The following is a 20,424-nucleotide window of genomic DNA, read 5'->3' on the forward strand; positions in this document are numbered from 1 at the left end:
TCGGTTGACATCGACCCTGCACGTAATGCTAATACGTGACTCGTAACGTAATAACATTACAATCATCCTCAAAAGACCGCCATCGGTTCAACTCCGCAAGAGGATGACAACGTCTGGAAGGAACACCATGAGATTTTCCCTTCATCACCATCTCGGCATGAGCGCGCTTGCAACATGCCTTGCCCTCGCCATGCCCCTTGCCCCAGGCATGGCGCTGGCCGAAGAAAGCGGCGACAGCGTCAAGGAATGGCGGCTGTTCGTCGCCGATCACAGCCAGCCGGTGGTGCGCGCAATCGATTTCGAAACCGGCAAGGAACTCGGACGCTACGATCTCAAGGGCTATGCGGCGCTGACCGCCAGCGCCTCCGGCAAGACGGTCTTCGCGACGCAATCGGATGCCGACATGGTGCATGTGATCAAGACCGGTATCGTTTTCTCCGATCACGGCGAACATCGCGATCTGGATGTGGAAGACGCGGCGCTTTTGCCCGTCACCTTCGAAGGCAAGCGCCCTTTCCACGTCGTGCCGCATGACGATCATGCGATCCTTTTCTATGATCGTGGTGGCAAGGCGGAGATCATCGACGAGGCGGCCCTGCTGGACGGCAAGGCCAAGGTCCGTACCGTCGACACGACTGCGCCGCACCACGGCGTGGCTGTAACGATGGGACGTTACGTTCTGGTTTCCGTGCCGAATACCGAGGTCGAAACGAAACCCGATACGCTGCCGCCACGCATTGGACTTCGTGTTCTCGACAGGGAAGGCAAGCAGGTCGGCGAACAGGCGGCATGCACCGATCTGCATGGCGAGGCGACATCCGCGCGGCTTGCCGCTTTCGGCTGCAAGGAAGGCATTCTCGTTGCCCGCCCCGGCGGCACGGATGGCCCGAAGCTGGAAATGCTGACCTATCCGGAAGATTTCCCGAAAGCCTATACCGGCACGCTGCTCGGCGGCAAATCCATGCAGTTCTTCCTCGGCAACTACGGTGAAGACAAGGTTGTCCTAATCGATCCGGACAGCGAGGACGCCTTCCGTCTGGTGGAACTGCCGACCCGGCGCGTCGATTTCATTCTCGATCCCGCCAATCCGCGCAACGCCTACATCCTGACAGAAGACGGCGATCTGCATGTGCTTGACGTGCTGGAAGGCGCCATCACCCGCAAGGCGAAGGTGACCGAGCCTTACAGTAAGGACGGCCATTGGCGTGATCCGCGCCCACGTCTCGCCGTTGCCGATGGGCAGGTTGCAATTTCCGATCCGCGCCATTCGCTGATCCGCGTGGTGGATGCGGAAAGCCTGAAGGAAACCCGCACGGTTGCGGTGGAAGGCCAGCCCTTCTCCATCGTCGCCGTCGGCGGTTCCGGCGCTTCGCACTGATCCTGAACAAAGAAAACCCCGTGCGCCGACCGGCGCACGGGGTTCTTCAATTTCAAAGACCCTGTCCTCAGGCGGACTGGATCGCCTTGATCTTGTCGATGCCGCCGACGATGCCGGCAAAATCCTGCCAGACGCCTTGGGCACCCTTGCGCCATTCATCCAGCGCTTCCGGCTGCAGCACCTTGCCGCCCTTGGAGAGCGCTAGCTCAACGGACTTCGTTTCGTCTTCGACGATCAGCTGGTTGAAATATTGTGCACCCTCGCTGGAGGCTTCCGAAAGAACCTTCTTTTCTTCGTCGTCCAGCTGGTTCCAGAAGGTCGCCCCGTAATAGACGACGCCCGAGGCCCAGATGTGGCCGGTTTCCGTCAGATAGGGCACGACCTCGTAAAGCTTGAAGCCGGCATAGGCGGATTTGGTCAGATCCATGGCATCGGCCACGCCGGTCGCCAGCGCATTATAGGTCTCGGTGATCGGAATACCGACCGGCGTTGTGCCGAAAGCGCTCCAGAGCTTGGTGTGCAGCGGGCTCTGGATGACGCGGATCTTCTTGCCTTCCAACTGCTCCGGTCGGGTAACAGGCTCCTTGGTCAGAAGATGGCGAGCGCCGTAATTGATGAAATCGGCGGCGACGAATTGCTGCGCGCCGAGTTTCGTCTTCAGCTCGTTGCCCGTCTCGCCCGTCACCACCTTGCGCACATGCTCGGCATCGCGGAACAGGAAGGGCAGATCGAGGATCTGCAATTCCGGCACCCAGCCGGAAAGCGAGGAAACGGTGGAAAGGCTCGCCTGAACCGATCCCAGACGGATATTTTCCGCCACTTCCTTTTCGCCGCCCAGGGCACCGCTCTTGACGATATTGAAACGGAAACGGCCGGGCAGCTTCGCCTCCACCAGCTCGCTGATCTTCACCCAGATTTTCGTCTCCGGCTTGTCGTCGGCGAAAAGCGACGCGACGGTGAGGCTGCGCGTTCTGGCATGTGCCGTCCGCACGAAGGCGGGTGCGGCAAGCGTTGCCGCGCCAATGGCGGAAAATTTGAGGAGATTGCGGCGATCGATAATAGTCATGAATGAAACCCCGGATTTAGAAGAAAATGGCCCAGGCGCACAGAATGGCGAGGGAAACGAGAAGAGAGACGAGATAGGGAACGACCGCCCGGAAAAGCGCGGTTGCCGGAATGCGAGTGACGCCGCTGACCACGAAGATCAGCATGCCGAGCGGCGGCGTCAGGCCATGGATCATCAGATTGACCACGAGAATGACGCCGAAATGGATCGGATCGATACCGGCGGCCACGGCGGCGGGCAGCAGGATTGGCCCGAACAGCAGGATGGCCGCGCCAATATCCAGCACCAGTCCCACCACGAGCAGGATAAGGTTGGAGAGCAGCAGTACCGCGATCTTGCTGCCGCCGAGCAACGTCACGAAATCCGTGACGAGGCCCGAGACATTATCGACCGCCAGCAGGAAGGCGAAAGGCCCCGCCGTGCCGATCAGAAGACCGATGGCCGCCGCTTCACCCGCCGATTGCCGGAAGGTAGCAAAAATGCGGCCCGCGCCCAGCCGGTAACCGAAGCCGAGAAGCAGCGTGTAAAGTGCGGCAAGTGCTGCGGCTTCCGTGGTGGTGACGATGCCGATGCGGATGCCGACCACCACGATGACGCCAAGACCGAAGGCCGGTATGGCGGCGACGGCCGAGCGCCAGCGCTCCGCTCCCCTGGCGCGCGGCAAGGTATCGACGCTGCGCACGCTGAAATGGATTGCCACCGCAAGGCAGACCGCCATCAGCCCGCCGGCAAAGAAACCGCCGACCAGCAACGAGCCCACCGACAGGTTGGTGGCCGTCGCAAGGATCAGGAATGCGATGGAGGGCGGAATGACATTGTCCAGCACGGAGGTGGCGGCGATGATCGCGCCGGCCTGCGCCGGCGGATAGCCGTGCTTGACGAGTTCCGGCTGGAAGGTGGAAGCACCGAAGGCGGCATTGGCGACCGATGAGCCGGACGCGCCGGAAAACAGCACGCTGGTCAAAAGCGTCGTCTGCGCCAGGCCTGCGCGCCGGTGCCCGACCATGGAGGCGGCAAAACGGACCAGCTGGTTGGCGACGCCCGATTCCGTCAGCAGGCTTCCGGCCAGCAGAAAGAAGGGAATGGCGAGCAGCAGGAATTTCGACATGCCGGTCACGGTTGACGAAACGATGGCCGGTTCCGGCAAGGTGCTGCCGAAGGCGATCGCCACATAAGCAGCGGCAAGGAAAGCATGGGCGAGCGGCGCGGCGAGCACCAGCCCCACGGCCGCCGTCAGCGCCAGAAATAGGCTCGGGGGCAGGCTCGTATCGACGAAAACTTCCGGCAGGCCAACATAGGCCACGACTGCGATGGCGAGAGATGCGAGAACGGCAAACAGCTTGCCTTCACTGACACGCTGAAGTGCCAGATAAAGAAGGATAAGCGCGCCGCCTGCACCGAGAAAGCCGAAACGCACCCATTCCGGCAGGCCAAGCGTCGGAGACGTGCCGCCGAGCATCGCCGCGATCTCTACCCCGCCGAAGGCGAGGATGAGTGCTGCGACGAAGGAGAAGGCATCGGCCAGCACTTCGGTTACCGCGTGAAATCGCTGAGGCAAAAACCGCACAAAAACGTCGAGCCGCATGGCGAGAGCGCTTTTGAGGCTGAGCGGCGCACCGACCGCGATCATGGCCACATGCAGCCAGATGCCGAGGTCTTCCGCGCCGATAAAGCCGGTATGGAACAGGTAACGCAGGGTGACGTTGACCAGCACCACCACGAGAAGCGTTGCAAGGATCGCGGCGGCGACTGCGCCGAGCGCCTTGTCGAGAATGGCAAGCGCCCGCTCCGCTGCGAGCTGCGGGCCGATGCGCCGTTGCGCGATTGTTGTTGCCGGACTTGCCGTCATGTCTTGTCTCTCCACTCCCGCACCATGCTCAGGAAGCCTTGGCCGAGAGGTCGCGATCGAACAGGGTCGACCATGTGAATTGTTTTGCCGTCGAGACCTCACGCGATACGTCAAGACGCGGCAGAACCTTTTCGCCGAAGCGGAAAGCCTCTTCCAGCAATGGCATGCCGGAAAGGATGAAGGTATTCACGCCCGCCTTCTTATAGGCCTCCAGCGTGCGGATGACAGTATCCGGCGAACCGACAATCGCGGTTCCCGGCCCCGGCCGCACAAGGCCGATGCCGGCCCAGAGGTTGGGTGCGATTTCAAGATCGCGCAGGTTCTCCGGCTTCTGCCCGCCATGCATCGCCGTCATGCGCTGCTGGCCGACGGAATCTGTCTTGCCGACGAAACGCTGGTTGGCGGCAATGGCACGCTCATCCATGCGGCCGTAGAGATCGGCAGCGGCGGCCCATGCTTCTTCATCCGTATCACGCACAATAACGTAAAGGCGAATGCCGTATTCCAGCTCGCGGCCAAGCTTCTCCGCCCGCGCCTTGACGAGATCGACCTTCGCGCCGATCTGATCCGGCGTTTCCCCCCAGGAAAGATAGGTCTCGACATGTTTGGCGGCAACGTCGATGGCCTTGTCCGAGGAACCGCCGAACCACAATGGCGGCGGCTCTATGCCTTGCCCCACCGGCAGCGCCAGCTTTGCGCCCTCCGTCTGGAAATGCCGCCCCTTGAAATCGACCGTTTCGCCGGCAAAAAGACGGTGCCAGATCTGCAGATATTCATCCGCCATATCATAGCGCTCGTCATGCGGCATGGTCATGCCGTATGCGCCGAGCATCTTGGCATCGCCCGAGACGACATTGATCAGCAGGCGTCCGCGCGAAAACTCCTGAAGCGTTGCCGCCATCTTGGCGAGCAGCGTCGGCGCGACAAGGCCCGGATGAATGGCGACCAGAAGCTTTAGCCGCTCGGTATAGGAAAGCAGCGCGCCCGCCAGAACCCAGACGTCATGCGCGCCGGTGGCAAACAGCGCACCGGTGTAACCCAGCTGGTCATAAGCAAGCGCCAGCTGTTTGTAATAACCGAGATCGACCTTGCGAGACCCTTCCGGCTGCCAGGGATAGGCGCCATCGGGCGCGCACATGTACCAGAAAACATTCATCTGCCGCCTCCCACGCTGGCTGATTGCCCGGTCAGAACCGGTAAAGAGAAATGACCGTGCCTGTAAAGCGTATCGGCCTCCTCCTGCTGTTCGGCAAGGATATTTTCGGCAGCGGCCACGACCGAAAGGTCTCGCGACCTCAGCACCTTGGCCCAGGACTGTGCATCACCTTCGCTGCCCGGTTCCGCGGCGAGAAGGGCGGCGGCTTTGTCGATATCCGCCATCACGGCCCGGCCGACGCGATCCAGTTCGGCCGCAATTGCCTGCCCTGTCTCGCCCCCTATGTTGTGGCGCGCAAGCGTCCAGAATAGCGAACGGTTGGGAATGGTGGAGCCGCAACGGACAAGAAGGCTGATCTCCTCATGGGTCAGAGCCTTTTCCAGTCGCGGCGACATCGTCACCCAGGCATCGACACGGCCTTCCACGAGATCGCGCAGGCTATCGCTGTCGCCGCTTTCGATACGGGTCACATCCGCAAGACCAAGCCCCGCCCCTTCCAGGCTGCGCGCCAGAAGATAGGTATGAAACGATCCGTCAATCAGCGATATGCGTTTTCCCGCAAGATCCGCTGCGGAGCGGATCGTGCTATCGCGCCTCACGAGGATCGCGCCATTGGCGGGCCGTGGTGCGGACGCGGCGATATATCTTGCGGAAAGCCCGCGTGCATCCGCCTCGATGGGTGGTGTCGAACCCGTACCGCCGAAATGAATTTCGCCCTTTTCCAGAAGCGCTGCCGTATCTCGGCCTTCACGATAGGCCACGAATTCCGGATCGAATTCTTCAAAGGCGCCGGGCCAGAGCCGGGCGAGACGTAAATGCAGATTGTTGGGATGGACCCCGATTTTCATGTCGACACCTCATTTCGCAATCAATCTACTTTTTTATAGAATGTTTTCGAGGAACGTTTTGGCGATCCTCGGCCGGAAAGCGAAAGAGAAATCTACCAATCCTGTAGATTTTGAAAAATGCTTGATCGGGTCGAACTAGCTTTCATCAAGCCATTGAAATTTATCGTCATACATTCTACTTTTTTGTAGTTTGAAAAATGGGCCTGTAGTCGTGACGAAACCGGTTTCCAATCTCATCTGCCGCAGCGTGGTGGAAGCGAGCGAGCTTTTGAAGCTTGTCGCCAACGCCAATCGTCTGGCCATCGTCTGTTATCTCATGGAAACGGAGGCTTCCGTTTCCGCGCTGGAATATGAACTCGGCATCCAGCAGCCAACGCTTTCGCAGCAACTTGCCGAATTGCGCGACGCTGGTGTGATCGAAGGCTCGCGGGAAGGCAAAGCAGTGATCTATCGTGTCACCGATCCGCGAATTATTGAGCTCGTTCTGACATTGCGCGGTCTTTACACGGACCTTTCCGATGTGACCGGCAAGAAAGGCAGACGGGCACTGCCGCTTGATGAGGCAATGTTCGACTAGCATGATCGACCTTTATACCTGGATCACGCCCAACGGCCTTAAAATCTCGATTGCACTGGAAGAACTTGGCTTGCCCTATCAAAGCCATGCCATCGACATCGAAAAAGGCGAGCAATTTGCCGCCGATTACGTCCGCATCAATCCCGGCTCGAAAATCCCTGCGATTGTCGATGATGAAAACGGCACCGTCCTGACGGAATCGAACGCGATCCTGATCTATCTTGCCGAAAAGGCGGGCCGGCTTCTGCCCGCCTCAGCAATCGAACGACTGATCGTCACCGAATGGCTGATGTGGCAGGCCGCCAATTTCGGCCCGACACTCGGTTATGCCCATTATTTCCTGACCTACCATGCCGGACAGGCCCCCTTTGCCGAGACGCGTTTTGCGACGGATGTGGCGCGGCTTTACCGGACATTGAACGACCGCTTGAGCGGGCGGGAGTTTGTGGCCGGCGATTTTTCAATAGCCGATATCGCCATCTGGCCATGGGTCTCACGTTTCACGCGCCACAGGATTAACCTCGACGACTTTCCAGCCGTGCAGACATGGTATCGCCATCTCGGACAGCGAGAAAGTTTTCAGCGCGGTTACCGTATACCTTTCGCGACATCGGACGTGCCGGGCCTATAACCAGTTTCAGCAAGCAACGAGGTGGCCGGGCGAAACCTCACGATATTCACGCGGCTTGACGACATAATCGACGGCGCGGATCGGGCTTTTCAGCTCGTCATTCGCCGCACCGCGCCTTGTGTTGCGGCGATCCGGGTCCGGCACCGGCACGGCCGCCATCAGCTTGCGGGTATAGTCATGCTGCGGATTGTCGAAGACAGCGGCGCGCGGACCGATCTCAACGATCTCGCCGAGATACATCACCGCCACCCGGTGGCTGACGCGTTCCACCACCGCCATGTCATGGCTGATGAACAGGAAGGCAAGGTCGAGGCTCTGTTGCAGATCCAGCATCAGGTTGATGACCTGCGCCTTGATGGAAACATCCAGCGCCGAAACGCTCTCATCCGCGACGATCACCTTGGGCTGGAGGGCGAGCGCGCGGGCAATGCAGATGCGCTGGCGCTGGCCGCCGGAAAATTCATGCGGGTAACGCGAAGCCATGTCCGGTGAGAGACCAACCTTTTTGAGCATGTCGGCCACCACATCCTTCGCCTCGCGGGCGCTTCCCATGCGGTGCTCCAGAAAAGGTTCGGCAATCGCCGCACCCACCGTCATACGCGGATTGAGCGAGGCGAAGGGGTCCTGAAAGATCATCTGAACCGTCTTACGCATGTCCCGCATGCCCGTCTTGTCCAGCGCGAGAATGTTCTCGCCGTTGACCACGACCGAACCGGCATCCGGCTCGATCAGCCGCATGATGGCGCGTCCGGTGGTGGATTTGCCGCAGCCGCTCTCACCCACCAATGACAATGTTTCACCGGCCCTGAGATCGAAGGACACGTTTTCCACCGCGTGGACGCGGCCGCTGAGCCGACCCAGCAGGCCGGAGTGGATGTCGAAACGCTTGGTCAGCCCCTCCACCTTCAGCACCGGCTGGGCGCTGGCGTCAACGGTATCGGCCGGACGCGCTGGCTCCTGCATTTCCCCCGTGGTGGTGTTGACGATGGGAAAACGGAGCGGCCTCTCTTCGCCTTTCATCGACCCCAGAACCGGAACAGCGGACAAAAGTGCGCGCGTATAGGGATGTTTGCCGCGATGGAAAATATCCGCCGTCGCACCGACTTCGACCTGCTCGCCGCGATACATGACGACGGTGCGGTCGGCGATTTCGGCGACCACACCCATATCATGGGTAATGAAGAGGACCGACGTGCCCTCCTCTTCCTGCAGCGCCTTGATGAGGTCGAGGATCTGGCCCTGAATGGTGACGTCGAGCGCCGTCGTCGGCTCGTCGGCGATCAGGAGCTTCGGTTTGGAGGCGAGCGCCATGGCGATCATCACGCGCTGGCGCATGCCGCCGGAAAAGCGATGCGGATATTCGTCGAAACGCGAGGCGGCAGACGGGATGCGGACCTTTTCGAGAAGGCGGATCGTCTCCGCCCGCGCATCGGCTTTCGACATCGGCTGGTGGCACAGCAGGGCCTCGGAAATCTGGTCGCCAATGGTGAAGAGCGGATTGAGGCTGGTCATCGGCTCCTGAAAGATCATAGCGACCTCATTGCCCCGCACCCGCCGCATGGCGTCTTCGGAAAGGGACAGCAGGTTGCGACCGCCGAGCAGAATTTCGCCCTGAACCCTACTGCTTTCCCGATCCAGCAGCCGCATGATGGAAAGCGAGGTAACGCTTTTGCCCGAGCCGCTTTCGCCGACGATCGCGACCGTCTCGCCCGGTCCGACATCGAAGGAAATATCACGCACCACCGGTTTCCAGCCGCCATCCACGTGAAAGGACGTGGTGAGATTGCGGACGGAAAGTACGGCATCTTCGGCACCAAGCGGTGCTGCCTGCGGCATGGTCATGATCGTTCCCTTCTTTTATGTTTCAACTCAGGCACGGCGTTGCGGCAAATTTCTTCTCCCCGCCGGGGAGAAGGTGGCCCGAAGGGTCGGATGAGGGGGGCAACGCCAGCGATAGACCGCACCCTCGCCCCCTCATCCCGCTGCCGCGACCTTCTCCCCCTCGGGGAGAAGAAATACGCGGCACCCGCTCGTTTCACTTAGTCAGGCCAGCGCAGCATGCCGTCGAAACGGTGGCGGCTGCGGTCCTCGAACGGCGTGGCGATCACCTCGTTGGAGGCGCGCGCCTTGTCCAGCTCCTCGGCCAGCCGGGAAGCCACAATGGTTTCCTGGCCGGGATGCAGGTTGCAGGGGTCGAGATAGAAATAGCGGTGTTCCACCTCGTGATCGCGGGCAATGATCGGCGGGTTACCTTTGGCAAGCGCCGTCGTCAGGTCCCAGGCGGTGATATGCGCTTCTTCGGCATCGATGATGACGCGCAGCCGGTCGAGCGGATTGTTGGTCGGGTCGGGCTCGATCAGCGCCGTCACGCCGGGGCGTCCGTCCAGCATCTTTTTCCAGAGGTTGAGATAGCCGGTTTCGCGCTCGCGAATGCCGTCATGATCACGCTTTTCCCAGGCTTCCAGCGCCGCCATGACACCATAGATGCTTTCCTTGCCGACCTTCATGCCGCGACCGATGCCCATATTCTGCAGAAAGGCGTTGCGCACCAGCTCCTTTTTGCCGGCGACGATACCGGAAGTCGGGCCGCCGAGGAACTTGTGGCCGGAATAAAGCACCACATCCGCGCCCGTCGCCAGAAACAGTTTCAGATCATATTCGGAAGCCGCATCCACGATGACAGGCACGCCCCTGGCATGGGCAATCTCGACGAATTCAGAAAGATGCAGCAGGCCGTAATCCACCACATGGTGCGAGACGACATAAACCGCCGCCGCCGTCTTTTCGGTGATGGCGTTTTCCATGTGGAAACGATGGGTCGATGTTGCCTGCCCGATCAGCACCACCTTGCCGCCGCCGAGCCGGATTGCCTGATCCACCGGCGCGCCGTAGCTCACCACATGGCCCATCTGGACCAGAACCTCATTCTTTTCCGGGGTCACATCGGGCAGTTTTTCAATGGCCAGCAAATTGTTGCCGGTGATCGCACCCGCAACCGCAAGGCTGATGCCCGAGGAGCAGGACGCCGTGACGAAACCGGCCTCGCCTCCCGTCAGCCTTGCAATGATCGCGCTCGCCTTGCGTTGCAGATCGTTGATCTCGACGAATTGAGGCAGGATCGCCGCCATGGCCTCAACCGCTTCCGGAACGACAATCGACGCGCCGAGCGAGGTCATGGTGCCCGAGACGTTGATGACCGGGCGAAGGCCGATCCTGCTTCTGATATCCTCGGTCATGTCTTTCTCCTGTCTTTGCGATGCGATGGGCATCGACATATATGCCATAATAATGTAATAGCTTCTCAAAATTCATGAGGAGCCAAAATTGGACGCCCATAAACCGGACGAAACGCCTTCAACCGCCCTGTCCGACGCCGCCGAAAACGCGGACGCGAAGGCGGCCAAGCGCTCGCGCGTCAGCGGTATCGACCGCGCCCTTCAGGTTATTGATTACCTTTACGAAACCGGATCGCCCGCCGGCGCTTACGCCATCGCCAAGGCGATCAAGGCGCCGCTTTCCACCGTTTATGTGATCGTCGACGATCTCGTCGAAAAGAACATGCTGGCGCGTAATGCCGATGGCAACATCTGGCTCGGCGCTAGGCTTTACCACTATGGCCTCGCTTATGCCCGCTCGCTGGATTTCATGGGTGTCGCCACCCACGAAATGCACGATCTGTGCCGCCATGCGGGCGAAACCGTGCAGCTTTGCGGCCGCGACGGCGACCATATGCTGGTGCTGGCCATGGCGGATGGTCCGAGCCATTTTCAGGTCGCCTCGCGCGTCGGCACCCGCGTTCCCCTGAACTGGACGGCGTCCGGCCGCCTGCTCGTTGGCCATCTGCCGGAGGCGGAACGTGTCGAGCTTTTCCGCCGTTGCGCCCGCACTTCTCCCACAGGCCGTGCGGAAATCAACCCGGAGACCCTGTCGCAATCGGCAGGCGCCGCTTTCCATGACCGCCTGTCGATACAGGTCGCCGAATCCGATTACGCCGTCGCCTGCATCGCCTCGCCGATCTGCGATAACAGGGGCGAATGCGTTGCGACGATTTCCATCGTGCTGCCGGAACAGAAGGTGCTGGCGGACGAAAACCATTATACCGAACAGGTCAGGGTTTCGGCGGAACGGATCGAAAAGCTGATGGGCTGGCGCAACCATTGAACGGCCTCAATCCTTGAGCGCGACGATGGCTTCAATCTCAACGGTGATGTTACCCGGCAGCGAGCCGAAACCGACGGCGGAGCGGGCATGTTGTCCCGCATCGCCGAACACATCGATGAAGAGATCGGAGCAGCCATTGATGACGCTCGGATGATCGCGGAAATCGCTGACGGCATTGACCATGCCGAGCAGCTTGACCACCTTTTTCACCCGCGACAGATCACCCAGCGCCTCATGCATGACGGCGAGGAGATTGATGCCGGTGAGCCGCGCATGGTTATAGGCCTCTTCCAGCCCGATTTCCGCGCCCACCTTGCCGGCGTAAAGATGGCCGTTTTCCTCCCGCGGCCCCTGCCCCGAAAGATATAGCATGTTGCCTTCCACCACATGGGTGACGAAATTGGCAATTGGCGGCGGCGGCGGCGGCAGGGAAATGCCGAGCGCGGCGAGCCGGTCATAGGGCGAATGGCGCCCCTCTGCCTCAAGCGAAGACTGTTTCACGCGAATTCCTCATAATATAGGGACGGGTATCCCTTAATCTCTGCGGAAGACGGAGGGGATTGCCCTCCTCCGCCTTGTCCATTTGGGTTCAGCGCCAGGAATAACCATGGCTGTGGCGCACCAGCTTGCGCGCTCTTGGAATATAACGGCTGGCAGCAATCGCTTCCGCGCCGATGACCGCGTAACGCGGCTCGAACAGACGCGTCAGGCGCGCCACATCGCCGTTGGAATCGGTCGCTTCCAGATCGGAATCCACTAGATCGAAAATGGTGAAGTCGGCGCGCTGGCCGACATCAAGGCGATTTTCCATATCGAGGCGGATAATGGAGGCCGGGTTGCGGGTGACGGCCTCGACGACATTTTCGAAAGGCATGTCAACCGACAGCAGCTTCGACATTGTTGTCGCCAGATCCCAGACCGGAAAATTCATCGAGTGCCCATGCAAATCCGTCGAAATCGAGAAGGGCAACAGGCCGCGCGCAATCGCCGCTTCCGCCACCTTGAAGGAGAAGGAGGCGCCGCCATGGCCGATATCCAGCCGGATGCCTTCGCCCGCGCAGCGTTCGGCAAGGTTGAACAGGTCCTCGTCTTCCATGATGCTGGAACCCGATTTGCCGTTGAAGCAATGGGTCACGACATCGCCGGGGCCGAGAATTTCCAGCACCTCATCATAAAGTGCCGGCGGTTCGCCCACATGCACCATCATCGGCACTTTCAGGATCTTGGCGATCTTCTTGCCGAGCTTGACCGGCGTCACACCCCAGGAGCCGGTGATGACATGGCTCGCCCGCACCTTGAGGCCGACAATATGTTCGCTGTTTTCGGCGTAACATTCGAGGATACGATCGAGATCGATATCCTTGATATCCCGCAGTTCCGGCACCCGGTTGCAGGCGACGAGCCCGATGGAGCCGAGATTGAGGAAGGCCTTGATGCGCTCCCTCGAGGGCTCGATGATATATTCCCGGAAACCGTGGAAATTCGCCTCGCCCGCCGAACCGGCATCCACCAGCGTCGTCACGCCGCGCTCGGCCCCGCATTCGGAGGGGCGAATGGAGATATCGGTGCCGCCGTGCCAGATATGCACGTGCAGATCCACCCAGCCGGGCGAGACGAAGGCACCCTTGGCATCAATTCGCTGCGCATCCGCAGGTGCCTGCATGCCAGGCCCAACCGCGGCGATCTTGCCATCGCCGCCGATCAGAATATCGGTCGAAACCTGTGGAGCACCCTTTCCGAAACCGACGGGTTTGACATTGGTGAGAAGAATGGGAGCTTGAAGAGGCGTTTTCGCCTGTTCACGGGACGTCATATTACAAATCCCTTCGCAGTCTTGGATCGAGCATGTCCCGCAGCCCGTCGCCGACCATTTGCAGCGACAGCACGGAAAGAATGATGGCAAAGCCGGGGAAATAGGTCATCCAGTCCGCCTGGCCGATATATTGGCGGCCGGCGGAGATCATGGTTCCCCAGGTCGGAATTTCAGGGCTGACACCAAGCCCCAGAAACGACAGGCCGGCCTCGGCCAGCATGGCGCTGGCGAAAAGGAAGGTGCATTGCACGAGGATCGGCGAGACCAGATTGCGCAGCACATGCCGCGTCATGATGTGGAAGGTGGAGATGCCGAGCGCCTTCGCCGCCTCCACATAGGGTAATTCGCGGATCACCAGCGTCGAGGCGCGCACGATGCGGGCAAGGCGCGGCGAATAGACAACGGCAAGCGCGATGATGACAGTCGTCAGCGACGGGCCGAGCGCCGCTACCAGCGCAATCGCCAGCAGAATATCCGGAAAGGCCATCATCGCATCGATCAGGCGGGCAATCGGCGTATCCAGCTTCTGGAAGAAACCGGCAAGCAGGCCGAGCGTGATGCCGATCAGCGCCGAAAGCGCCACCACGGCGGCACCGACCAGAAGCGACAGCCTTCCGGCATAAATGGTGCGCGAGAAGACGTCGCGACCGAACTCGTCGGTGCCGAACCAGTAAAGCTCGCTTGGCGGCTTCAGGCGGTTCACAATCGACAGTTTCGATGGCGAATACGGCGCAATCATCGGCGCGAAAACCGCGAGAAGCACGAAGACCAGCAGCACGATGAGACCGGCAGCGACCGTCTTGCGCTTCAGGAGGCGCCGGATGAACAGGACGGTCGGGTTGCGTGCCGGCGGGGCGGTGGAAACGATATCGGCCATCAGTAACGAACCCTCGGATCGACCAGCAGATAGAGCATGTCGATTGCAAAATTGATGAGCACGTAAAGCCCGGCGATGACGAGAAGCGCGCCCTGAATGACCGGATAATCGCGCCGGAGAACGGCCGAGACGACGAGATTGCCGACGCCCGGCAGGCCGAAAACGGTTTCCGTCACCACTGCGCCGGAAATCAGCACGGCGGCGGTGAGCCCGAGCACGGTCAGGATGGGAATGAGTGCGTTTTTCAACGCATGTTTCATCACCACGCGGCGCTCCTTGACGCCCTTGGCACGGGCGGTGCGGACATAGTCGTCACCTAAAACATCCAGCATCGAGGCGCGGGTGAAGCGCAGGATGAGGGCGGAGGAAACGAGGCCGAGCGCGATGGCCGGCAGCGTCAGGTGATACATGCGCTCAAGGAAGCTCGCGCCCGGACCGCCATAACCCGACACCGGGAACATATCGAGCCTGACGGCGAAGACCTGCATGAGAATGAGGCCGAGCCAGAAGCTCGGAATGCTCGCCGCCAGCATCGCCACGGTGGTCGCGGCCTGATCCACGAAGGAACCGCGCCGGTAAGCGGCATAGATACCGATGGGAAGGGCGATGACACTGGCGATCAACAGCGAAAAGATCGTCAGGAAGAAGGTCGGTTCGGCCCGGTCCAGCAGCGCTGAGCCAACCGGCATGTTGAGAAAGATCGACTGGCCGAGATCGCCCTTCAGCAATTGCCCGATATAATAGACATATTGCACGCCGAGCGACTGATCGAGGCCAAGCCGGCTGCGCAGCTCCGCAATGTCCTGCGCCGAGGCATCCGGCCCCAGCATCACGGCCGCCGGGTCTCCGGGTGTTACGCGCAGGATGACGAAGACGATGGTGACGACAAGGAACATCACCACAATCATTCCCGCAAGTCTCTGGAAAATATACCGTATCACGTATGAAGGCTCCGAAGCGCGTGATTGCCGCTATCAGGCGACGGTTGAACCGGGTTGCTTAAAGATCGACTGCTCACTTCCGTCATGCCGGATTTGATCCGGCATCCAGCCACCACGCGTCCGCGTGGTGAAAAGGTCTCTTGCGACCAAGGACTTGATCGCGCTGGACCCCGGCTCAAGGCCGGGGTGACGGCGTGCGGTGTCGGCCTTATTTCGTAACCGATGCATTCCAGAAGTAAGGCCATGGAGCCGGATCGACGCCTTCCAGCTTGTTGGACTTGGCCGCCACGGCATTGAAGTCGCCGATCTTGATGAGCGGCAGCTCGGCATAGATCGTTTTCTGCACATTGGCCCAAAGCGCGATACGCTTGTCCGGATCGGCTTCCGAGGTGAAGGCGTCAACCGCCGCCTTGCGTGCCGGCGTATCCCACCAGCCCGGCGAGCCGGTGGAGAGCGCGCCGATCAGCGCCGGCTCCGGCAGGAAGGGGCTGTGGGTGATGTAGATATCCCAGAGCTTCGGGTCGGCGCGGCGCTGCGTCAGCGTCGCCCAGTCCACCACCTGCATATCCACCTTGAAACCGGCAAGCTTCAGATATTCCGCCGCGACCTGCGCCATCTTGTAGTGGAACTCATACTGGCGGCTGGTGAGGATGCGCAGCGGCTCGCCGTTGTAGCCGGCCGCCTTCAGCTTTTCGGCGGCGGCTTCCGGGTTGCCGAGATTGTAATTGCCCTCGACGCCCTCTTCCGAATGCCAGGAGAAATTATCGGGATAATAGGCGCCGTCGAGCGCATAGAAATCCGTGCTGCCGAATGCAGCCGCCAGCATATCCTCCATGTTCAGCGCTTCGGTCACCGCCTTGCGGACCTCCAGCTTGGAAGAAAGCCCCTCCTTCGTGTTGAACACGAAGACCGGATAACCGAAAGGCTTCAGCATCAAAGGCTGCGAGGCAGACGACGACTTCACCTTGTCGAAGGATTCCACCGGAATGGAATCGACATAATCATATTGCCCGGAAACGGCGGCTTCGACGCGGGTATTCGGATCGGGCACCGGAACGAAGCGGATTTCATCGAGATACTGATGGCGTGCACCGCCATAACCATCGCTTTCGCCGTCGCGGGACTTGTAGCCATCGAAACGGACGAGCTGGATATACTGGTCGGCCTTGCGTTCCTTCAGCATATAGGGGCCGGTGCCGATGAATTCGGCCATCGGCTCCGCCTGCTTTTCGGCCGGCAGGATGATGGCTGCGGAATTGTTGAAGGCGAGCAGCGAAGCGAGCGGCGCATAGGGCTGCTTGAGGGCAATCGTGACCGTTCCGGCATCCGGCGCGGAGATATTCTCGATAAAGCCGGCTGCCTGCTTGCCGCGCGAGGCGATCTTCATCCAGCGGCCGAGCGAGGCGACGACATCTTCGGACGTCATGTTGCTGCCGTCATGGAACTTGATGCCCTGCCTGAGCTTGATTGTGTAAGTTTTGCCGTCCGCACTGATCTCGGGCAGGCTTTCCGCCAGAAGCGGTGTCACCTTCCAGCCCTTGTCGAAGGTATAGAGCGTTTCGAAAATATGCTGCGTGACGATGCCGACGAGATCGGCAGTAGACGCCATGGGGTCGAGGGTCGGCGGTTCGCCGATCGTGGCGACATTGATGACGCCACCCTTCTCCGCAGCCATCATTACACCCGGCGCAAGCAGCAAAGCGGCGGTGGCGAGAAATGCAAGTTTACGTCTCATGGTCAAGCTCCCAGCTCTTATGTGTTCCATTATTATGTTATATGCATCTTTATAACAGAATATCTCGATAAGACGCCTTGTCAATGACAATGCGGCACGATGATGGGTTTCCATGATCGGCGAAACGCAGGACAGGTATTTGCGAAAGAAGGCGGCATCGTTTAAGGCGATGAAAAAACGGGAGTTTCGCCAAAAATACGGCGTGCCGTGATAACCATCTCTTCCGGCTGGGAGAGAGGGAATGACGACCGGCGTTTGACTGCAAAGGAAGAAAGGGAATTAAGAAGGTTGGATATTTCGCATTTGCGAACAAAGTGCTATTAAAGAGCGGACTAACGCTAGGCCACCACAGACATACCGGCATATTCTTATTAATCGTTACGCTATTTGACGCCGCCAGCCGTATTTTCAAGGGCTGCAGACAGACCTGATATTCTACACCGCCAAACTTTATTCCATGGCGGAACATTAATTTTTATTACGTTGAAATTATTGAGGAAATTATGAAGACGGCAATCGTGCATGACTGGCTCACCGACAGAGGCGGGGCCGAAAAAGTGCTTCACAACCTTCTTGAAATTTACCCTCACGCGGATCTGTACTGCCTTGTCGATTTCATGAGCGAGCGCGACCGGGGGTTTCTCGGCGGCCGTCCCGTCAACACTTCCTTCATCCAGAAGCTGCCTTTCGCCCGGAAAAAATACCGCTCCTATCTGCCGCTGATGCCGCTCGCCATCGAACAGTTCGATCTGAGCGGCTACGATCTGGTGATTTCCTCGAGCTATGCGGTTGCCAAGGGCGTCATCACCGGCCCGGGCCAGTTTCACGTCTCCTATATCCATAGCCCCATCCGCTACGCCTGGGACCTCCAGCACCAGTATCTCAAGGAAACCAGACTGACGCGCGGCTTCACCTCATGGATCGCGCGCGCCATTCTGCACTATATCCGCATGTGGGACATCCGCACCGCCAACGGTGTCGACCTGATGACGGTCAACTCCAAATTCATCCGTAACCGGGTGCGCAAGTGTTATGGCCGCGATTCCACCGTGATCTATCCGCCGGTGGACACCTCCCATCTTTCCCCGTCCGAGCTTAAGGGTGACTATTTCGTCACAGCATCGCGGCTGGTGCCCTACAAGAAGGTGCACCTGATCGTGGAAGCCTTTGCAAAGATGCCCGACAAACGGCTGGTCGTCATCGGCGACGGGCCGGACATGAAACGCATCCGCGAAATCGCCACGCCGAATGTCGAAATTCTAGGTTTCGTCGGCAATGACGAGCTTCACAAATACATGGCCGAGGCCAAGGCCTTCGTCTTTGCGGCAGAAGACGATTTCGGCATCGTGCCGGTCGAATCCCAGGCGCTCGGCACACCGGTCATCGCCTATGGCAAGGGCGGCGTGCTGGAAACCGTCGTTCCGCTCGGCGCCTCCAACCATCCGACCGGCCTTTATTTCGGTGAGCAGACACCGGAGGCGATCTGCGCCGCCGTACAGGAGTTCGTCGACAATTCCGACCGCTTCGACAAGAACGCCTGCATCAACAATGCCGCCCGCTTCTCACGCGAGCGTTTCCTGCGGGAATTCGCGGATACCGTGAATTTCGCACTGGCTGAGCGGGCATGACAGGCACATAAAAACATTTACAAAACAATTAATTAGTCTTCACGTCAGTCAACAGCAAAAGAAACCGCGCAAGCGTGACAAAACTGCACTAGCGCAATGCAGCAATCAAAGAGATTATGGCATCCGACTGAATATTGAAGCGCAACAATACTGACACCATCAGGGGATTCGAACATCGTGCCTCGCCCGGAATTTTTCGGCGCAGTTGAGCGATGATGAACTTGAAGCATCGTCTGAAATTGGGCATATGCCTGATAGGAGACGTAAACATCCTGGGATGCGATTCCGCTGAACGGATGTAATGCCGGTTTGGATTTCCTTTACCGGTGTCATTTATGAAGTGCTTATTTTTAAAAACTTATACGATGTCCGGATTATTTCTGCTTTTCGGACGACATTCATTTCGAGGACCAAATGCGTTTATTGAATGTTTCGATTCTGCTTGCCTCTGCAGCACTGGCGGGTTGCACGGTTACTGCGGCCTCCGGCCCCGATGCAGCCTCGATCGAATCTAACGCTTCTGTGAAATTCGCCTCCAAGGACAAGCAGAAAACCGCCGGTGTCGACTACGCGCTGCTCGACATCAACAGCTCCGTCCTCAACTACGTCGGCGACACCACAACCACCACCCTGCTCGGCAGTTTCGGCGGCGGCAAGGGCGGCGTTCCGGCGCTGCCGATGGGCGTCGGCGACGTGGTGCAGGTCGCGATCTTTGAAAGCCAGGCCGGCGGCCTCTTCATTCCGAACGACGCGGGCAGCCGTCCCGGCAACTTCATCAGCCTGCCGAACCAGACCGTGGACCGGGAAGGCAATATCAGCGTTCCCTATGCGGGCAAGATTCGCGCCACCGGCCGCAATGTCGAGGATGTGCAGAGCGAAATCGAGGAACGGCTCGCCAACCGCGCCATCGAGCCGCAGGTTCTCATCACCAAGATTTCCAGCCGCTCCGCACAGGCCTCCGTGCTGGGCGACGTCAAGGAACCGACGAAAGTTCAGCTTTCGGAAGCGGGCGATCGGGTTCTCGACGTCATCTCCTATGCAAAGGGCCTCAGCGCCCCGAATATCGAATCCTATGTCACGCTGATCCGCCGCGGCAAGACCGCCCGCGTCAATTACAACCACCTCGTCAGCACGCCGTCCGAAAATATCTATGTGGTTCCGGGCGACACGATCATGGTGGAACGTGAACGCCGCACCTACCTTGCCTTCGGCGCTTCGGGCCTCAACGGACGTTTCGAGTTCGAGGATGCCGATCTCAAGCTTTCGGATGCACTCGGCAAAGCGGGCGGACTGCTCGATTCCCGTGCTGACCCGGCTCAGGTCTATGTCTATCGTATCGTCAAGCGCGATCTTCTCGTGAAGCTCGGCATCAATACGTCGAAGTTCCCCGGACAGGACGTTCCGGTCATCTTCCGCGCCAATCTGCGCGATCCGTCGACCTTCTTCGCCGCCACGAAGTTCCCGATGCAGGATCGCGACATCATCTATGTCACCAACTCGCAGGCCACCGAACTTTACAAGTTCCTGGATCTCGTCGGCTCCGTACCGGCAACGACGGGCAATGTCGCCGAGGACGTGCTTGCGACCCGCAACGCCATCCGGGCCTTCTAATCGGAGGCTTTTCACCATCCATGCCAGAGCCGCCCCGGAAACGAGGCGGCTTTTTCTTTGGCCGGAACCAGTGGCGAAAGGGAACATGGTCAAGCATTGCATGGGGCAGGAACCGAAAACGTCAGTTCCCCAAAAGACAGGGCATATAGCGAC

General features: G+C 59.6%; 17 protein-coding genes. 6 read left to right on the forward strand and 11 right to left on the reverse strand.

Annotated features, from left to right (window positions below):
* Window positions 1-127 precede the first annotated feature (127 nt).
* Entirely contained in the window at window positions 128-1,378 is a 1,251-nt protein-coding gene (gene aztD / locus ACQZ60_RS18030; protein WP_448735809.1) for a zinc metallochaperone AztD, read from the forward strand.
* A 67-nt stretch (window positions 1,379-1,445) separates the two neighbouring features.
* On the opposite strand, the gene ACQZ60_RS18035 is transcribed toward aztD, so the two are convergent.
* The 4 genes from ACQZ60_RS18035 to ACQZ60_RS18050 are packed head-to-tail and all read right to left on the reverse strand — an operon-like array spanning window position 1,446 to window position 6,297.
* Window positions 1,446-2,444, reverse strand: coding sequence for a TRAP transporter substrate-binding protein (locus tag ACQZ60_RS18035; protein WP_448735810.1), 999 nt, complete (start codon window positions 2,442-2,444; stop codon window positions 1,446-1,448).
* A 16-nt stretch (window positions 2,445-2,460) separates the two neighbouring features.
* Window positions 2,461-4,293: a TRAP transporter large permease gene (locus ACQZ60_RS18040; RefSeq protein ID WP_448735811.1), complete on the reverse strand. Its 1,833-nt coding sequence runs from the start codon at window positions 4,291-4,293 to the stop codon at window positions 2,461-2,463.
* A gap of 28 nt (window positions 4,294-4,321) precedes the next feature.
* On the reverse strand, window positions 4,322-5,449 hold the full coding sequence (locus tag ACQZ60_RS18045) for an LLM class flavin-dependent oxidoreductase (RefSeq protein WP_080854596.1): 1,128 nt from the start codon (window positions 5,447-5,449) through the stop codon (window positions 4,322-4,324).
* On the reverse strand, window positions 5,446-6,297 hold the full coding sequence (locus tag ACQZ60_RS18050; RefSeq protein WP_448735812.1) for an ABC transporter substrate-binding protein: 852 nt from the start codon (window positions 6,295-6,297) through the stop codon (window positions 5,446-5,448). The genes ACQZ60_RS18045 and ACQZ60_RS18050 overlap by 4 nt, the downstream gene beginning before the upstream one ends.
* 211 nt (window positions 6,298-6,508) lie before the next feature.
* Between ACQZ60_RS18050 and ACQZ60_RS18055 the strand changes: the two genes are divergently transcribed.
* Window positions 6,509-6,874 carry an ArsR/SmtB family transcription factor gene (locus ACQZ60_RS18055; RefSeq protein WP_035220809.1) on the forward strand — a complete coding sequence of 122 codons (366 nt, stop codon included), beginning with the start codon at window positions 6,509-6,511 and terminating at the stop codon, window positions 6,872-6,874.
* Between the two features lies 1 nt (window position 6,875).
* On the forward strand, window positions 6,876-7,505 hold the full coding sequence (locus ACQZ60_RS18060) for a glutathione S-transferase family protein (RefSeq protein ID WP_448735813.1): 630 nt from the start codon (window positions 6,876-6,878) through the stop codon (window positions 7,503-7,505).
* A 6-nt stretch (window positions 7,506-7,511) separates the two neighbouring features.
* Here ACQZ60_RS18060 and ACQZ60_RS18065 read toward each other — a convergent pair whose 3' ends face one another.
* The gene (locus ACQZ60_RS18065; RefSeq protein ID WP_448735814.1) at window positions 7,512-9,347 is read right to left on the reverse strand and encodes an ABC transporter ATP-binding protein; all 1,836 of its coding nucleotides are present in this window, start codon (window positions 9,345-9,347) and stop codon (window positions 7,512-7,514) included.
* A gap of 197 nt (window positions 9,348-9,544) precedes the next feature.
* Window positions 9,545-10,741: an aminotransferase class V-fold PLP-dependent enzyme gene (locus ACQZ60_RS18070; RefSeq protein ID WP_448735815.1), complete on the reverse strand. Its 1,197-nt coding sequence runs from the start codon at window positions 10,739-10,741 to the stop codon at window positions 9,545-9,547.
* Between the two features lie 88 nt (window positions 10,742-10,829).
* Between ACQZ60_RS18070 and ACQZ60_RS18075 the strand changes: the two genes are divergently transcribed.
* Window positions 10,830-11,666, forward strand: a complete 837-nt coding sequence (locus tag ACQZ60_RS18075; RefSeq protein WP_448735816.1) for an IclR family transcriptional regulator — start codon at window positions 10,830-10,832, stop codon at window positions 11,664-11,666.
* Window positions 11,667-11,672: 6 nt separating this feature from the next.
* Here the strand turns inward: ACQZ60_RS18075 and ACQZ60_RS18080 are convergent, their stop codons facing one another.
* The 5 genes from ACQZ60_RS18080 to ACQZ60_RS18100 form a co-directional block, all read right to left on the reverse strand.
* Window positions 11,673-12,167, reverse strand: a complete 495-nt coding sequence (locus ACQZ60_RS18080; protein ID WP_003519868.1) for a RidA family protein — start codon at window positions 12,165-12,167, stop codon at window positions 11,673-11,675.
* An 88-nt stretch (window positions 12,168-12,255) separates the two neighbouring features.
* Entirely contained in the window at window positions 12,256-13,479 is a 1,224-nt protein-coding gene (locus ACQZ60_RS18085) for an amidohydrolase/deacetylase family metallohydrolase (protein ID WP_448735817.1), read from the reverse strand.
* Window position 13,480: 1 nt separating this feature from the next.
* On the reverse strand, window positions 13,481-14,356 hold the full coding sequence (locus tag ACQZ60_RS18090; protein WP_065655629.1) for an ABC transporter permease: 876 nt from the start codon (window positions 14,354-14,356) through the stop codon (window positions 13,481-13,483).
* Window positions 14,356-15,297, reverse strand: coding sequence for an ABC transporter permease (locus ACQZ60_RS18095; RefSeq protein WP_035220817.1), 942 nt, complete (start codon window positions 15,295-15,297; stop codon window positions 14,356-14,358). The genes ACQZ60_RS18090 and ACQZ60_RS18095 overlap by 1 nt, the downstream gene beginning before the upstream one ends.
* A 208-nt stretch (window positions 15,298-15,505) precedes the next feature.
* Window positions 15,506-17,032, reverse strand: coding sequence for an ABC transporter substrate-binding protein (locus ACQZ60_RS18100; RefSeq protein ID WP_020808538.1), 1,527 nt, complete (start codon window positions 17,030-17,032; stop codon window positions 15,506-15,508).
* Between the two features lie 503 nt (window positions 17,033-17,535).
* Here ACQZ60_RS18100 and ACQZ60_RS18105 point away from each other — a divergent pair.
* Both ACQZ60_RS18105 and ACQZ60_RS18110 read left to right on the forward strand, forming a co-directional pair.
* Window positions 17,536-18,660 carry a glycosyltransferase family 4 protein gene (locus tag ACQZ60_RS18105; protein WP_003519874.1) on the forward strand — a complete coding sequence of 375 codons (1,125 nt, stop codon included), beginning with the start codon at window positions 17,536-17,538 and terminating at the stop codon, window positions 18,658-18,660.
* Between the two features lie 414 nt (window positions 18,661-19,074).
* On the forward strand, window positions 19,075-20,271 hold the full coding sequence (locus ACQZ60_RS18110) for a polysaccharide biosynthesis/export family protein (RefSeq protein ID WP_003519875.1): 1,197 nt from the start codon (window positions 19,075-19,077) through the stop codon (window positions 20,269-20,271).
* The last annotated feature ends 153 nt before the right edge of the window (window positions 20,272-20,424 follow it).

Source organism: Agrobacterium sp. 22-223-1 (genome assembly GCF_053522385.1).

What these genes read in the sequence shown, in the direction of transcription:
- aztD (WP_448735809.1), top strand. Translation starts at nt 128, where the DNA reads ATGAGATTTTCCCTTCATCACCATCTCGGCATGAGCGCGCTTGCAACA.
- ACQZ60_RS18035 (WP_448735810.1), bottom strand. Translation starts at nt 2,444, where the DNA reads ATGACTATTATCGATCGCCGCAATCTCCTCAAATTTTCCGCCATTGGC.
- ACQZ60_RS18040 (WP_448735811.1), bottom strand. Translation starts at nt 4,293, where the DNA reads ATGACGGCAAGTCCGGCAACAACAATCGCGCAACGGCGCATCGGCCCG.
- ACQZ60_RS18045 (WP_080854596.1), bottom strand. Translation starts at nt 5,449, where the DNA reads ATGAATGTTTTCTGGTACATGTGCGCGCCCGATGGCGCCTATCCCTGG.
- ACQZ60_RS18050 (WP_448735812.1), bottom strand. Translation starts at nt 6,297, where the DNA reads ATGAAAATCGGGGTCCATCCCAACAATCTGCATTTACGTCTCGCCCGG.
- ACQZ60_RS18060 (WP_448735813.1), top strand. Translation starts at nt 6,876, where the DNA reads ATGATCGACCTTTATACCTGGATCACGCCCAACGGCCTTAAAATCTCG.
- ACQZ60_RS18065 (WP_448735814.1), bottom strand. Translation starts at nt 9,347, where the DNA reads ATGACCATGCCGCAGGCAGCACCGCTTGGTGCCGAAGATGCCGTACTT.
- ACQZ60_RS18070 (WP_448735815.1), bottom strand. Translation starts at nt 10,741, where the DNA reads ATGACCGAGGATATCAGAAGCAGGATCGGCCTTCGCCCGGTCATCAAC.
- ACQZ60_RS18085 (WP_448735817.1), bottom strand. Translation starts at nt 13,479, where the DNA reads ATGACGTCCCGTGAACAGGCGAAAACGCCTCTTCAAGCTCCCATTCTT.
- ACQZ60_RS18090 (WP_065655629.1), bottom strand. Translation starts at nt 14,356, where the DNA reads ATGGCCGATATCGTTTCCACCGCCCCGCCGGCACGCAACCCGACCGTC.
- ACQZ60_RS18100 (WP_020808538.1), bottom strand. Translation starts at nt 17,032, where the DNA reads ATGAGACGTAAACTTGCATTTCTCGCCACCGCCGCTTTGCTGCTTGCG.
- ACQZ60_RS18105 (WP_003519874.1), top strand. Translation starts at nt 17,536, where the DNA reads ATGAAGACGGCAATCGTGCATGACTGGCTCACCGACAGAGGCGGGGCC.
- ACQZ60_RS18110 (WP_003519875.1), top strand. Translation starts at nt 19,075, where the DNA reads ATGCGTTTATTGAATGTTTCGATTCTGCTTGCCTCTGCAGCACTGGCG.